Genomic DNA, 15,001 nt, shown 5'->3' with positions numbered 1-15,001 from the left:
TCTAATAAGAAAACCAAGGATTTCCTTGACTTAGGTTGACTAATCATTGTATGTATTTACAGTGGTATCTCGAGCTCCTAAGACTCTATTGTAGGTTCGATTCCTATAGGGAACGCTCTATTTTAAGCGGTAATGAGAGAAAAATCATTGCCGTTTTTTTGTTGTTTTTCTGCTAACAGCAAATCAAAAAATGAACATTTCTGCTAACAGAAAATGCAAATTGCTAACAGTAAAAATATTGTAGATTTGCTAACAGGAATGAAAAGCTATAATGCAGCTGGTGTAAAAGGTTGTAAATTCTTGTAGCTAACAAAAGGGTGATGATAAAAAATATTTCTGCTTGGAAAATATCAAGCCTGAATGAGTATTCCGTTCAGATTAGATTAGGTTCTAATCTGGGCGGATTTTTTTATTTCAGGAAGAAGGAGGATGCCTATGGCAGAAAAAGTGGATCAGATGGATCCAAATGAAAAGATCGTTGAAATAGCGATTGAACGGCTAAGAGTATTTGAAAACCATCCGTTTCGAGTGGAAATGGATAGCCAGATGAAAGATCTTCAGGACAGTATCAAGCAATACGGAATAATAACTCCGGTAATAGTGAGACCACGAAAGGAAGGATACTACGAAATCATATCAGGTCATAGAAGAATATTTGCAGCGGAAAAACTGGGATATAGAAAAGTACCTACGATAATCCGCTACATGACAGATGATCAGGCAGTTATCGCAATGGTAGATTCAAACTTGCAAAGAGAAAGAATCCAACCGAGTGAAAAAGCATTTGCCTATAAGATGAAATATGATGTGCTCAAAAGAAAATCAGGAAGAAGGAAAGCTGGCCAAGTTGACCACAATTCAGGGAAAAAGGGATTGGAGATTATTAGTGAGGAAACTGGAGACAGTCCTAAGCAGGTACAGAGATATATCAAGCTGGCTGATCTGATTCCTGAATTATTGGAAAAGGTAGATGATGGTTCAATGGGATTTACTCCGGCTGTGCAGATAGCATATCTAAAGAAAAAAGAGCAGAAGGATGTACTTGATGCTATGGAATTAACATTATGCACGCCATCGTTATCGCAGGCAATGCGTATGAAAAAGCTGAGTGCTGATGGGAAACTAACAACCCAGAGAGTTGAAGATATTCTAAGCGAAATAAAGCAGAAAGAAACGGACCGGGTAGTGTTTAAGAATGATCAGCTTCATAAGTATTTTCCAAAGATTTATTCTACGGAACAGATGAAGAGAGAAATAATTGAACTTTTGAAATTGTATGTACTGAATTATTAAAAACAGGAGGAAAGGTTATGTGTAAGGTTATTGCAGTATCAAATCAAAAAGGTGGAGTCGGAAAGACCGTATCATGTGTGAATCTGGGGATAGGTCTGGCTCAGGAAGGAAAGAAAGTTCTGCTGATAGACGGAGATCCACAGGGAAGTCTGACAATCAGCCCTGGATATGAGGAGCCGGATGAAATGGAGTATTCTCTGGCAACACTCATGATGAATATTGTAAATGATGAAAAACTGAATATTGAAAAAACAATCCTTCATCATAAGGAAGGCATCATTCATTATAGAAATTACACTTTGCTGAGTTACATTAGAAAGGTTCGGATAATTTTTCAATGGGTCAGTACAGAATACAGGCATAAATTCTTTAATGGGATTTACCAATAGAAAAGGTCAGCAAGAAGGGTACAGGATGAATGGTGCAGATGCTGATCAGACAGCAAACACGGTGGCTGTTCCGGAAGGGGTGGATGCGGAACTTTTGATGAAGGTTCTGAGAAATCCGGAGATGACGGCTTTGCTGACGAGCCTGGCGAAGAGCTTGAATTAAAAACAGGTCAGAGATTCGATTCTGCATTAGTGGCGGGATCATGATGCTGTATAAATTAGCTATCAACAGGGTAAGATATCATTACAGTTGCTAACGATCAAGTAAAATTGAATTCTACTTGACATATTGGAAAGTTGACATATAATGAGATTGAGGAGGTGTCGTATGAATAGCTATGCAAAGTATATTGAAACTGTGATCGAACAGGAGCCTGAGAACAAGCTTTTGGAAGCAAGCATTTTATATCAAAAATCGTTCGGCACTGTTCCTGAAATGACCTACTATAAAACATTGGAAAGAATGAGCAAACAAGGTTCCCTTGTACATCTTACCAAGGGTCTTTATTACAGACCAAAGAAATCTCGCTTTGGAACAATTCCAATCAGTGAAAAAGAGATTATTGGTCACTATACGAACAATGGCCGGGGAATTGTAATTGGCTACAGACTTTACAATCAAAAGGGCTTAACAACACAGATAAGCAAACGGGTTGAGGTTCTTTCTTCTGCTGTTACAGAACAAAAGAAAAATATCCAAAATATTTGTGTGACAAACAGTGGGATTGATTTGACGCAGGAGACGATTCCGGTAATTGAAACTATGGAGATTCTTCAGAACTATAAGTCCATTGAAGATATCAGAAAATCTGCATTAGCAGCATATATGAGAGAATTTGCGACGGAATACTCTGATACTGCGGCGGTGTTTGTCCTGAAAAATCGGAAGTATAAGAAATCTACGATTGCATTTCTGGAGCGCTTTCTGAATTATCTTGGTGTTGAAAACACATTGCACCAGTTTTTATCAGCCCTCTCATCGTATGCAATTCCAGAAATGGAGGAATTCTATGAACCTGCACGAGCATAAAGAAGAATTTGAAGAACTGATTGCCATTGTAGCAGATTATATAGGAGTTCCTGCTGATGCGGTTCGCAGGGATTACTATATTGTTCAAATGATGCAAAACCTTCAAAACAGCGAATACGCCGAAGTTTGTGTGTTTAAGGGAGGAACTTCTCTCAGCAAATGTTATCCAGGATCTATCAATCGTTTTTCCGAAGATATTGATCTGACATTCATACCTGTAGAAGATATGACTAATAAGAAATACAGCAAGGCTTTGAAACGAGTTGAAGATACTATCTCAGCCGGTTTTTTGATGGAGAAAATTGAAGATGAACGTAATGACCGAAACAAAAGTGCATTTGTTTGGCCTGAAAATGAAAGCAAGGAAACCTGCCGGGTAAAACTGGAGATTGGTTCCAGTGTAAGACCGGATCCTTTTTCAAAGAGAAGCATGAAAACTTATATTCAGGAATATCTCGAAGAGAAAGGCATGCAGGATGTCGTGACCGAATTTGATCTGCAGGAAGTCAAGGTAAATACACTTGATATAACACGAACGTTCCTGGATAAGGTAATGTCAGTCAAGAGGCATGCAATCTGCGGAACTCTTCCAAGAAAAGTGCGTCACATATATGATGTTACGGTACTTTTGGATCGCAGTGACATTCAGGATTTCCTGAATAATACCGAACGGCTGAAGCAGCTTCTAAAGCTCACAAAAGAAACGGACAGCTTCTATCTTCAGAAACGTAATATTTCTGAAGATTATGATCCGTTGGGGGCATATGCCTTTGAAAACTGGAAACAGTATTTCAACGATGAAATTCGTGGAAGATATGAAACTCTTCATGAAGATCTGCTCTACACATCCAATCGGCAGAGCTTTGAAAAAGCAATTCAGGCATTTGAATTTATCAGTCACCTGTTTGCTTCCATAGGTGAATAGGTTATTAAAAATCTACAATAAAAAGCCAGATACTGAAAAGCAGTGTCTGGCTTTTTCCTTGGTTCTCCTATCGGAGAAAGCCACCTGCGTGATCAAATGCAGAAGGTTATTGATGAACAGGGACTGCCTGATGTGGTATTTCATGTTTTATTCTGCTTTGGATATACTAATATTGGAATAGAAAAGTGCGAAAGGTTGCAAAAATCTATTTCAAAGTCCATCCATCAGGTCTTATTGGTCTGCTCTCCAATGGAAAGGTAGCGCATATAATGGCTTTCATCCCGTATTTCTTCCGGGGTCAAAAGTGCGTCAGGATAAAATGCCCAGCCGGATACCAGAAAGCGCACCGATGACTTTTGAAGTTCTATCCGGCAGGGAGTTGAGCACAGTTCCATTGATGGAAAACGAAAAAGAAAAACCGCCATCCGTATCCTTTTGGATGATGACATCAATTTGATCTTCGTTTTGGATACCCTCCGGCAAGGCGTCTTTGGGTATGCTGATAGTGATTCCCTGTTTGGAAAAGATGGCTCTTTGCTCCCCTGTTTGCAGTATCATCAAAAAGCGTGTGCCGGAAATCCGGTCAGTGGTTTCATCGAAGAACTCTGAAAAAGCAGAGTTTTGGGAATCTGCGACTTCCTGGGGAACGGTTATAGCGCTTTGCACCGGCTCTTTCCTGTTTTCCGAAAGCTTCCGGGCAGGAGCGGTAAGCTCTGAAGCGCCGGCAATCGTCTGCACTTCAGGGGGTAGCTGCAAAGCGGTATCTTCCCCTGTATCACCGTTTGCCTGTTCCGATGGGAAATCGTCTTTATCGATATCCATGGAATCATCCTTTCCAACCCGGGATGGCTCGGAAGGCTTGTGATCCGTAGGATCATTTATTAGTATAATATAAAACCGCAGGAAAAAATTTGCGTCTTAAACAGGAAACCTGCGTCTTAAACAAAGTCGGTTGCATTTCCCTTGACAAGATGCTATCCTAATTATAGTACCAGACTTTCCGATGAGAAGGTCTGGTTTTTTATTTTTCTTTTCAGGAAAGGAGGCTCAGCATGAAAATCGCACTTTGTACGGAGCTGAGAAATGTGGAATGGTTTGAAAGCAGGCTGCGCTCCCTTTTTGATGGGGATGGGCAGCTTGCGATTGACGAATTGTGGAATGAGAACCAGCTTGCTCAGGCACTCCGGCGAAGCCGCTACCATGCGGTTGTCATCGCCATGACCGGAGCAAAGGGACTGGAGGCGGCCATACAGGCGAAGCGGCTGGCACCGGAAGTACCGCTTGTCTGGTGGAGTGATGATGAAAACTTTGCCCTGATCGCGTATCACCTGCGTATCCCTGTGTTTCTTCCGGCAGACTGCTCCGATCAGGAGCTATATGAGGCGATAAAACCCATCACAAAATGGAGGTGCGAACATGCGAATTGCGCTGTGCAGTTATAGCCAGAAAGAAAAAGAAACCGCTTTGCTGATGAAGCTGGGCAAAGTAGACCGCTTTGATAATGGCGTGTTTTGTACCTATGCCATGCAGCGGGATGGGCCTTATGACGCTGTGGTGGTCATGGAGGACGGAGCCAGGGGGATGAATTTCTGCATGAGCATACGAGGGTACAGCAGGGATGTCCCTCTCCTGTGGATCAGCGACCAGGCAGAGTTTGAACCCCAAAGCCGCAGGATGCAGGCGGACACCTTTTTGGTAAAGCCTGTGACGGAATATCAGCTGCGGGAGGCAGTATCCCGGCTGCTTCAGGGAAAAGGGTAAAAGAGAGGAGTTTACATGAAAAAGAAAAACACCATGCCAGAGAAGGATTGGCAGCAGACCCATGAAAAAATCAGGTGGAGGGAGCTGCGTAAGCGCATACTTGTGATGGGCTTGACCGTTGCGATGGTTGCCAATACTGTAGACCTGTCCGCACTCTCGGTTTCTGCAAAGACCGATGAAAGTGAGACAGGTAAAACGACTATAGTTTCCTTTGAGGAGCTTTCAAAGGACATCACGGAGCAGACCCTGCCCATCGGTGCGCTTGAGAGCGACATCAAGTTTCCGACTAGCCTGACCGTTACGGTAGAAAAGACCACGCAGGCGGATGAAAAGGAAGCCGACGATGAAGAAGATGCTTCCGAGACGGGAGATACAGAGAAAGACGATGCGCAGAAGGATGACAGTAATGGAGATACTGCGTCCTCTGATGATAAGAAAGATACAGCATCCTCAGATGAAAAGGATGGCGATTCCGGCAATGCGGATGCTTCCGATAAGTCTGGTACTTCTGACAATGGAAATGCAGATACAAAGGATTCGGATACATCAAAGGATTCTGGAAATTCTGACAAATCAAACAACCCAAATGGCTCTAGCAGCTCTGATACAGAGGATACACAGGCACGTGCCGACCTACCCTCTGCTTTTGGTGCGCTTATTGGCCAGATGGCGGATGCCCTTCTGCCGCATAAACTCATAGTACACGCGGCAGAGAAGGACGATGCCTCTGACACAGCAGCCACATCCGACGGTGCAGACAATGCAAAGAAAACCGACACAGCATCTACATCCGATAATGCAGACAGTGTAAAGACGACAGGCAGTTCTGACGCAGCAGCTTCCTCTGAGACAGAGACAACGACGGAGAAAATCCGTCTGGAAAACATCAAGTGGGAGCTGAATGTGGAAGAGAGCGACGCAGAAGAATTTGACAGCAGTGAAGTGTCAAACGGCTTCTGCTATGCCTACACGCCGGTACTGCCGGATGAGGATGGAGACGGCAACCAGCTCGTATTGGGTAAAGACGTGGAGCTTCCGACCATCTATGTGCTCGTAGGCGAATATGGGATTGCGCTGCTGGCTGATGGAACGATTGAAGTAACAGAAATGAAAGCTGACGGGACTGTACAGAAAAAATACAACGCTCAGGACCTTGCAACATGGATTGGCGGGCATGGAAACGCAAACCTGGAAAAAGTTTCCATTAAACTGTTGAATGATGATGCCTCCATAACAAGTGCGCTTACCATTGGTACCGGTTTGGCAAAAGAGATAGAGCTGGATTTGAATGGCCATACATTGAAACTGGCTGACAATGCGCGTTTATATTTTAAAAGAGCAAATATAACAATTACCTCGTCCGGCTCGAATGAGGGAACAATTACAGGCAACTATCAATATGGGCAAAATAGATTCAAAGGAGATGGACTGATAACTGTAGATAGCGTGCTGAAAATTGAGCATGTCACAATCAAAAATGCTGGAACCGGTTCCACAGTTGCGATGTGGGGAGGTGCGACCTGTACCATTGACGAAGCAAATATTAGTGGAAGTAATGGTAGTCAGGAAGGCGTCATTACTATTTGTGACAGTAACGCCTGTACAATTACCAATACGAAGGTGACCGGAAACGTTAAGCTTAAATATGGCGCTATTATGTTTATGGGCAGCTGCTCCGACTGTATCATTGGCGGCGGCGCAGTTATTGAAAACAATAACAAGGATTCTCGCTGCATCGGTGTTTACGATAATAGTAGCATTAAAATTACAGTTAAAAAAGGCGCTACTTTAACAGCGAATGCTGGCAACCGTATTATAATGGATAACGAATATAAAAAGTTAGCTGTAAACATTGAGGGTGGAACCTTTAATGGACGTCTTAGATTACCCGACAACAGCCAGATTGCAGAGGGAACCTTTACCCCTGCCCAAGCCTCAGGCAATGCGATTTGGGTTAATAATCCTAAGAAAACCCTGCAGGACCTTCTGAAGGTCGGCTATACCTTAAAGTATGATGATGGTACCTATGCAGACCTAACAGCCAGGTGGACAGAAGAAGGGAGAAAGGTAACGGCTGTTAAAAGTCCGCTCTATTTCACGACGCATCCTACGATTTCAAGCGGAGCGGAAACTGTGATGGAAAACTATACCGCTGCCGAGGCGCCGAAGCTAACCGTAAAAGCGGAATCTGGCAGTGGCAGTATCTCCTACCAGTGGTATGCTGATAAAACAATAAATGGGACAACAACCAAAGTAAAACAAACGGGGCAGGATGCAACATCTGCGACCTACAGGATTCCTACAGGACTTTTGGCAGGCACTTATCAATACTACTGTGTAGCGACCTGCGGTGAATATACGGCGACCTCCAAAAAGGCTGTCTTTACGGTAGAAGAAGGTGTTGCGGAAGTTACGGTAGGTGGGAATACAAAACGTTATGCAACACTTACGAAAGCAATAGCTGCAATGAAAGATGCAGTAGATGCTGCTGATGCAGACCTTGAAATTACGTTGAAAATCCTGAAAAATATTTCTGAGACAGGAAGCGAGTGGAAAATAGATGGGGGTACAAAAAATGTCAGCTTTTGTATGGATCTCAATGGCTGTACCGTTACAGGAAAGGGTCTTTATATCACTGGCGAAGGTGTGGAGGCAGTCTTTAAAGACGCAGGCACGGGACAGAATGGAACACTGATCGCCCCAGTTTCTATTCAGAACAAAGCAAAGCTTACGGTAGAGAATGGTAATTATAAGGGTGTCTTGAGGTTTTTGGGTGGTGCGGCTGCAAAGCTAAAAGATGGTTATTACAGCAACAGTATTTATATTGGAAAAGCTAGTGAGATGCACAATACTGATATTTCCTGTACAATTACCGGAGGTACGTATGAGGGAGAAGAGGTTCTGGTATGTGGAGGTGCCACCCTTAGCGTATCCGGAGATACTGCAAAGATAAAGGCTCTGCATATAGACCACAGAGAGTTTAGCCAGATAAAACGTGCAAAAGTAATGCTTTCAGGTGGTGAGTATGGAGAGATTGCTCTGAGCAATTTTGGTAAAAATGATGATTCTCTGCTTGATAAAACGCAGGGTTATGCTATTGCGGATACGCTGGAAGAAGGCTATGCTTTTTATTCAGCCGGTATTAAGACCGATATAAGCAGAACGGATAGAAGTCAGGGCAGTGTAAAAGTGCTTCGCGCTGACATGCCGGAGGATACATCTCAGGCCGTTGTAAAGTTTCAGATAGAAAAAAATAGCGGTGAGACAAAAACGATGTATTTCCTGACATGGGATGCAGCAATGTTCTATCTGGAAGAATCGAAAGAGCATCAAAAGAATGAAGAATACAAGTTATGGAAGAAGCTGGAAATCCTGCTGCTGAAGGATACGATAGCAGGTAAGAGTATAAACAAGATGCTCGATAAAGTATATTTGCCGGCTGAGATAACGCTGCGTTCAGAGGGTGATGAGCCACATACCTTGACGGGTAAGGGAAACTACCTGTTTATGACAGGGAGACAGGATGTTACCATAGAAAATATAAACGTGGTCGGAAACATAAGCTTTCCTGGTGATACCGCTGTACTGCGGCTGGGCGAGGGTGTAGCTGGACTAGAGAATGTAACGGTTCCTTCTGGCAAGGCTGAGATAGTTATAGAGAAGGGAGCACAAATACCTGATGCGTTTACGGGAGATGAAAGTAATCTGGATGCCAGCATCTACTGTAATCATGACTCTGCTGATTTTTCCAGCAAAATAACGAAGGGAGCTGGCGCATTTAAGGTATGGTTTCCGATAGAGCTGAGTGGTATCGCTCTGCCTACAGGTGGAGAAAATGACACGAATGTCACACAGAGGGATGGTGTAACCTACGGACTGTACAGCAATGGAGGTGCGACAGGCCAGAAAATTAAGGTCACGGGCGAGGTCTGCTCTTATGAGCCTTATGGCGGCAAAGCAGTAACGATAGATACGACAGACCTTTCCTTCACGATGCCGTCTTCTAAGGTAACCCTTAAGGCACATACGAAGGATGACTATGGCTATTGCAGCAACTGCAAAAGAACTGACCTTGCGGAAGCCTATAAGAAAAGCAGACTGATAATTGAGGGTCTGGAGGGACGTATTTACGATGGCTATCCGCAGGTAATGACGGGTATTACACTGAAAACTGCAAATGGAGATGTAAAGCTTACCGGACCAAAATACAAATCTGGAAAAGAGCTGGCACAGGACTCCACAGACTCTGCCAATGCAGACATTACAAACGCAGATTATACGGTAGTCTATGAAAACAACATTAAATGTAATGAAAATAAAGAGTCAACTGATGCGCCTACAGCGATAATTACCGGATGCGGCGCTTACTATGGTACGGTTGCATTTAAGTTTGCAATCAGACAGGGTGAGATGCAGGTAACAGGCGCTACGGCAGCTGCGACAGAGTATGATGGAAAGGCGCATACGGCATTGGCTGACAGTGATGCGATAAGCGTAACGCTTAAAGCGGATAAGTATGATGCGAATGCACATATTCCGGTAACGGACGGCTATATTGCGCCCTGCACGGGTAAGACGCTTGCAAAGGATGGGTTTGACAGTGAGTATATGGATACATTTCCGCTGCAAATAACTTGCAAAGGAGCAGATGGAAAGGCGTATGGGGACGCAAATACCTATACGGTTACCAATGCAGGCAGCTATCCTTTTACGATTATGGTCATGGCGGAAAATAATAGTTGTCCGTCTGTTGAGATGTCGCTGACAGCGGAGATTACGCCGAGAGATTTAAGTAAGTTATCAATTCCTTCTACCTCGCTTAGTGGCTGTGCTTACTACACCGGAAAGCCGTATTCTTTTGATGACCTTGACTGGGAAGCTGCAGACCTTAAAAAGATCCTGACAGACAGCGGCGTTACAGGTGCGGATGGCGGCAGCTATGTTCTGGTAAAGGACACAGACTTTACGGTAACAGAGGAAGACACGACCGGACCCACTACAGATGCAAAGCCGGCAAAGCTTAACCTTACCGGCAAGGGCAATTATACGGGAAATGCGGCGATACGCTTTGAGATTCCGTATGCCTTTACGCTGGCGCAGACGTTAGTTTCTGGCACTGATAAATGGTACAGGGCGGATGTGCCTGTAAGCTTTGCGATTGATGACCAAAATGACGCAGCTCAGATTTTATACAGAAACAGTAAAGCTGCTGCTTCAGATTCCTGGCTAAACGGCAGCGTGGAGATTTATGAAGGTCTTGAGGCGGCGGTTGCAGGCGAAAATCCGGGCTATACCTTCACGCAGGAGGGTAAAAATACGGTAACGCTCTATGGAAAGGATACGGCAAAGGGCTGTCTTTCCGAGCCGGTGGTGGTAACCATCTGCATTGATAAGAGTGCGCCGACCTGGGCGGATAAGGATGGCGTGGCGGATGGCTATGGTATCCAGATTAAGGAAAACTGGTTCCGGTCGCTTTTGAACACCATCAGCTTTGGCTATCTTTATAATGATGCAACACTGGATATTAAGATACAGGCAAATGATAAGAAAGCCGATGTGGCTGAGGTCAGCGGCATTTCCAGGTATTGCTATTATGTTGAGAAGGTTTCAGATACGGCGTTGGCATCAGTAAAGACAAAGGATGAACTGGATGCGCTGGCAGCAGGCGGTAAGTTTTCGGAAGTAGCCGCAGGAACAGGCACTATTCTTCCATCATCAGACGGCGCAACCATTTCGGGCAGCCTGAGCAGCGAAGGAAATTACGTGGTCTATGCCTATGCAGTGGATGGTGCGGGAAATCAGAGTGATTATATCTGTACCGATGGCATTGTGGTGGATGCACAGGCTCCTGTAGTAAAAATAGCTGACCCGAAAAAAGAAGACGGTACCCTGAAGGATACAGAGGCGATACTCAAGGTTAATTTAAGCGAGGATGCAACGCTGATGTGGTTCTTTGTATCCGAAGGAGTATTTGACGGGGTTACTGACTACACCTACGACGACTGCAAAAGAGATATTGAAAGTTATATGAAAGGTGAGCCAAAGTACCCACAGTTCGCTGTCGAAAACGATGGAAAATGGGCGCCCCGCAATGGGTGGATTTTTAAACCGGACGAAAATCTTTATTGTGGACAATGGGAAGTTCGTACGGAGGGACTTAAGTATAGTAATGCTAACCAAAACTTTGTTGCGAGTTGGACACCTTCAATCTTCAAAACGACAGGAACAAAAGGTGATAATAAAATTGAAATAGGTAATTTTGGAAAGCCGGACGTTTATTTTCCATTGTATCCAAGTAAGAAAACTGCAGTCTGGATAGCAGCCATTGACAAGGCAGGCAATATAACGGCATTAACGGAGCCTGCTATTGAATTTACCACTGCAAAGCCGACTCCGTATGTAAAGACTGCACCAGTTCTTTCCGGTACTTATGGTAATACGGTATCTGCCATGTTTGAAAAGGCAGATATGACAAAGGCAGTTGTGACAGCAGGACTAAACAGTGACACGAAGATTGAGGGTACATGGACTCTGGCATCTGAGGATGCAGATAAGCTTCCGACAGTCGGTACAAGTGAGAAATACACGCTTGTCTTTACACCGACAGGAAGTGATGCAGATACTTATGATTCTGTAACTTGTGAAGTGACACCGGTAGTTTCCAAGAAGCAGATTACCGTAGTGATTGCTGATAAAGAAAAATTCTATGGAGAGACAAACCCTGTACTTACATGGAGTCTTGCCTCAGGTGATGCCTACTTAGACAATGTTTTGGTAGCAGGTGATACCGAAGAAGCACTTGGCATCAGCTTATCAACTACTGCGAAAGGCAATTCAGATGTTGGAACCTATGCAATTACAGGCTCATCAGATAGTGCCAATTATGAAGTATCCTTTACCGGAAGCGGTTCAGATGGCAAGAGTGGCATTCTGACAGTAAAACAGGCAGCAAATAGTTTTACTACAGAACTTAGCTGTTCTGATTATACTTATGCGAAGGATAAGACACCAGAACCAAATGCAACAGCAAAATTCGGCACAGTAACTTATAAGTATGCAACAGCAGCTTCAGATGGTACTGCATATACGGCACCTTCAGACGAATCTGCATATACAGATGCCATACCTGTAAATGCAGGAATCTATGCCGTAAAGGCTTATATTGCAGAGACAGGGAACTATGCAGGACTTGCAAGTGATCCGGTCGTATTTACGATTAACAAAGCAGCTGAGCCGACCATAGCTGGTGAGGAAAGGAGTTATGCATATTCAGCCGGTTCAGACGGCAAGACAATCGGTGTGGATATTGCAGGAAAGCTCCCGACAGATAGGGGAACTACAGCATACGCATTAACAAATACGTATAACGAGCAGCTTTTGAGTGATGTAGCAGTAGATCAAGACGGAAAACTGACCTATAAAGTGAAAGAGGCAGATGAATCTCAGGTTGGAGCTACAGCTACAATCACAGTGACAGCTTCTATGCTAAATTACGAAGATGCTGTATATACTATGACAATCAAGATTACGGATAAGAAGCTTGTTACATTAAAGAGCGGAAATACGGTATCTGTAAATGGAAGCAATGCACTTACATATGGAGACAAGCTTTCTAAGCTTGGATTTAGTGATGTTACCTTTGTGGACGCAGATACAAACACCGAAGTCAAGGGAACGCTCGAATGGGCTGATCCGGATTGCATACCGACTGCAGGAACGACACAGGCGGGCTGGGTATTCAAGCCTGATGACAGCAAATATTACGAGGACCTTACCGGAACAGCGGCTATTACAGTAGCCAGGGCAACACCGGCAGTAGTAACAGTTCCAACTGTAGCAGAGCGTGAATACAATCCTGCTGTTGCACTTGCTGATTCTGATATGACAGGCGGCAGTGTGACCGGAGCAGATGGCAAATCACTTGCCGGAACATGGAGCTTTACAGGAACGAATATCATTCCGACTGTAAACAACAAAGGCTATCAGGCAGTATTCACACCTGATGACGCTGACAACTACAATACAGTAACCAGAACAATAACTGTTAAAGTAACTAAGGCAACACCGGTAATTGCAGAGAAGCCGACAGCAGGCGCACTTACCTACGGACAGAAACTTTCAGACAGTACCCTGACCGGAGGAAAAGCAACTTATCAGACAGCAGATGGAACTGAAATCACAGGAACATTTGCATGGAAGAACAGCAGTAGCACGCCTACAGCAGCAGACAGCAAAAAGACAGAGTATGATGTAACATTTACACCATCAGACAAGGATAATTATAATGCTGTTGATACAAAGCTTACAATCACTGTAAATAAGGCAGCTCAGGCACCGAACATGCCGCAAGCTGAAATGGCTCCGGCGCACAGCACAAAGAAGGTTGGCGATATTACGCTTCCGGATGGATGGAACTGGCAGGAGGCTGATAAGGACACGGCACTTGCAGATGGTGTGGCAGTGACAGCGAATGCAATTTATACGGGAACTGACAAGGGCAACTACGAGACAGAAAGTGTAAGCATTACGATTACAAGAAGCAAATGTGATCACACACATACTGAAATACGGAATCAGCGGGAAGCAACCTGTACGCAGACCGGATACGCAGGAGATACCTATTGTACGGACTGTGATAAACTTCTGAGTACCGGAAAAGAGCTGGCAGCATTGGGACATGATTATAAAGCAACCGTGACAAAGCAGCCAACGACAACAGAGGAAGGCATCAGAACCTACACCTGCACCAGATGCAACAGCAGCTACACAGAGAGCATTGCGAAGCTGCCGGAGGAAAAGCACACTCACAACTATACGGGAAGCATTACGAAGGAAGCAACCTGTACAGAGGCAGGGGTAAGGACGTATACCTGTTCTTGTGGAAACAGCTACACGGAGAATATTCCGGCAACAGGACACAGCTATGTATCAAAAGTGACGAAGGCTGCAACGACAACAGAGGAAGGCATCATGACCTACACCTGCTCCAAGTGCGGACACAGTTACACACAGCCGATCGCTAAGATTAAGTCCGATGACAGCAACAAGGATAATGGCAGCCAAAACCAGAAACCGCAGTCTGGCACAGACAATGGTAATCAGAATCAGAAGCCACAGCCTGATACGGATAATGGTAAGGAAAAAGGAGATTCAATTAAGCCATACATCAAGGACGACAGCGGCAAGGAAGGCTGGGATGTTATCAAGCCACAGCTTGAAGAAGCTAAGTCAGGCGATACAGTAACAGTTGTCATGAATGGAACGACGGTAGTACCGAAAGATGTAATTGACAGTATCAAGGGCAAAGATACAACACTTGTTCTGGATATGGGAAATGGTCTTTCCTGGAAGATTTATGGAAAGGATATTACTGATGCAGCTGGAGATATTGATTTTGATGTGACAGTCGGAGCCGACGCCGGAAAATCCATTCCTGCACCTAAGACAGATGACAGCACTTCAAAATATGCATGGAATAATACGATAATCATTATTATAGGTATCTGTATTATACTGATTGTTTTTGGAGCCGTATTCTATGTAAGAAAAAAGAGTGGTTCTGATGAAGAATAAGTATCTGACATAGTAATTGAATAAAAGTGG

8 protein-coding genes and 1 pseudogene are annotated in these 15,001 nt (G+C 44.2%); 8 read left to right on the top strand and 1 reads right to left on the bottom strand.

Annotated elements, in window-relative coordinates:
* Positions 1-435: 435 nt before the first annotated feature.
* The 5 genes and pseudogenes from OCV62_RS14740 to OCV62_RS14720 all read left to right on the top strand — a co-directional run bounded on the left by OCV62_RS14740 (position 436) and on the right by OCV62_RS14720 (position 3,637).
* Complete coding sequence (locus OCV62_RS14740; RefSeq protein WP_330667408.1) at positions 436-1,293, top strand: ParB/RepB/Spo0J family partition protein; 858 nt, start codon at positions 436-438, stop codon at positions 1,291-1,293.
* Positions 1,294-1,310: 17 nt separating this feature from the next.
* Positions 1,311-1,571: pseudogene (locus OCV62_RS14735) on the top strand (ParA family protein); the annotation flags it as partial.
* 136 nt (positions 1,572-1,707) lie between these two features.
* Complete coding sequence (locus OCV62_RS14730) at positions 1,708-1,845, top strand: hypothetical protein (RefSeq protein ID WP_262587609.1); 138 nt, start codon at positions 1,708-1,710, stop codon at positions 1,843-1,845.
* A 195-nt stretch (positions 1,846-2,040) separates the two neighbouring features.
* The gene (locus tag OCV62_RS14725; protein WP_262587607.1) at positions 2,041-2,712 is read left to right on the top strand and encodes a DUF6088 family protein; all 672 of its coding nucleotides are present in this window, start codon (positions 2,041-2,043) and stop codon (positions 2,710-2,712) included.
* The gene (locus OCV62_RS14720) at positions 2,693-3,637 is read left to right on the top strand and encodes a nucleotidyl transferase AbiEii/AbiGii toxin family protein (RefSeq protein ID WP_262587605.1); all 945 of its coding nucleotides are present in this window, start codon (positions 2,693-2,695) and stop codon (positions 3,635-3,637) included. The genes OCV62_RS14725 and OCV62_RS14720 overlap by 20 nt, the downstream gene beginning before the upstream one ends.
* Before the next feature lie 309 nt (positions 3,638-3,946).
* Here the strand turns inward: OCV62_RS14720 and OCV62_RS14715 are convergent, their stop codons facing one another.
* Entirely contained in the window at positions 3,947-4,459 is a 513-nt protein-coding gene (locus OCV62_RS14715; protein ID WP_262587603.1) for a hypothetical protein, read from the bottom strand.
* A gap of 230 nt (positions 4,460-4,689) precedes the next feature.
* Between OCV62_RS14715 and OCV62_RS14710 the strand changes: the two genes are divergently transcribed.
* Genes OCV62_RS14710 through OCV62_RS14700 form a run of 3 tightly spaced genes read left to right on the top strand, consistent with a single transcriptional unit; the run spans position 4,690 to position 14,971 of the window.
* On the top strand, positions 4,690-5,079 hold the full coding sequence (locus tag OCV62_RS14710) for a hypothetical protein (protein WP_262587601.1): 390 nt from the start codon (positions 4,690-4,692) through the stop codon (positions 5,077-5,079).
* The gene (locus tag OCV62_RS14705; RefSeq protein WP_262587599.1) at positions 5,054-5,398 is read left to right on the top strand and encodes a response regulator transcription factor; all 345 of its coding nucleotides are present in this window, start codon (positions 5,054-5,056) and stop codon (positions 5,396-5,398) included. Before OCV62_RS14710 ends, OCV62_RS14705 begins: the two co-directional genes overlap by 26 nt.
* Positions 5,399-5,413: 15 nt before the next feature.
* Positions 5,414-14,971, top strand: a complete 9,558-nt coding sequence (locus tag OCV62_RS14700) for an MBG domain-containing protein (RefSeq protein WP_262587597.1) — start codon at positions 5,414-5,416, stop codon at positions 14,969-14,971.
* The last annotated feature ends 30 nt before the right edge of the window (positions 14,972-15,001 follow it).

It is taken from the genome of Gallintestinimicrobium propionicum, from assembly GCF_025567525.1.
Classification (GTDB): domain Bacteria; phylum Bacillota; class Clostridia; order Lachnospirales; family Lachnospiraceae; genus Gallintestinimicrobium; species Gallintestinimicrobium propionicum.
Note: the sequence above shows the minus strand (reverse complement) of the source record. Positions and strands in the feature narration are given on the sequence as shown.

Bases quoted from the DNA above. Each gene is read 5' to 3' on its own strand.
- OCV62_RS14740 (WP_330667408.1), top strand. From the start codon at position 436: ATGGCAGAAAAAGTGGATCAGATGGATCCAAATGAAAAGATCGTTGAA.
- OCV62_RS14730 (WP_262587609.1), top strand. From the start codon at position 1,708: ATGAATGGTGCAGATGCTGATCAGACAGCAAACACGGTGGCTGTTCCG.
- OCV62_RS14720 (WP_262587605.1), top strand. From the start codon at position 2,693: ATGAACCTGCACGAGCATAAAGAAGAATTTGAAGAACTGATTGCCATT.
- OCV62_RS14715 (WP_262587603.1), bottom strand. From the start codon at position 4,459: ATGGATATCGATAAAGACGATTTCCCATCGGAACAGGCAAACGGTGAT.
- OCV62_RS14710 (WP_262587601.1), top strand. From the start codon at position 4,690: ATGAAAATCGCACTTTGTACGGAGCTGAGAAATGTGGAATGGTTTGAA.
- OCV62_RS14705 (WP_262587599.1), top strand. From the start codon at position 5,054: ATGCGAATTGCGCTGTGCAGTTATAGCCAGAAAGAAAAAGAAACCGCT.
- OCV62_RS14700 (WP_262587597.1), top strand. From the start codon at position 5,414: ATGAAAAAGAAAAACACCATGCCAGAGAAGGATTGGCAGCAGACCCAT.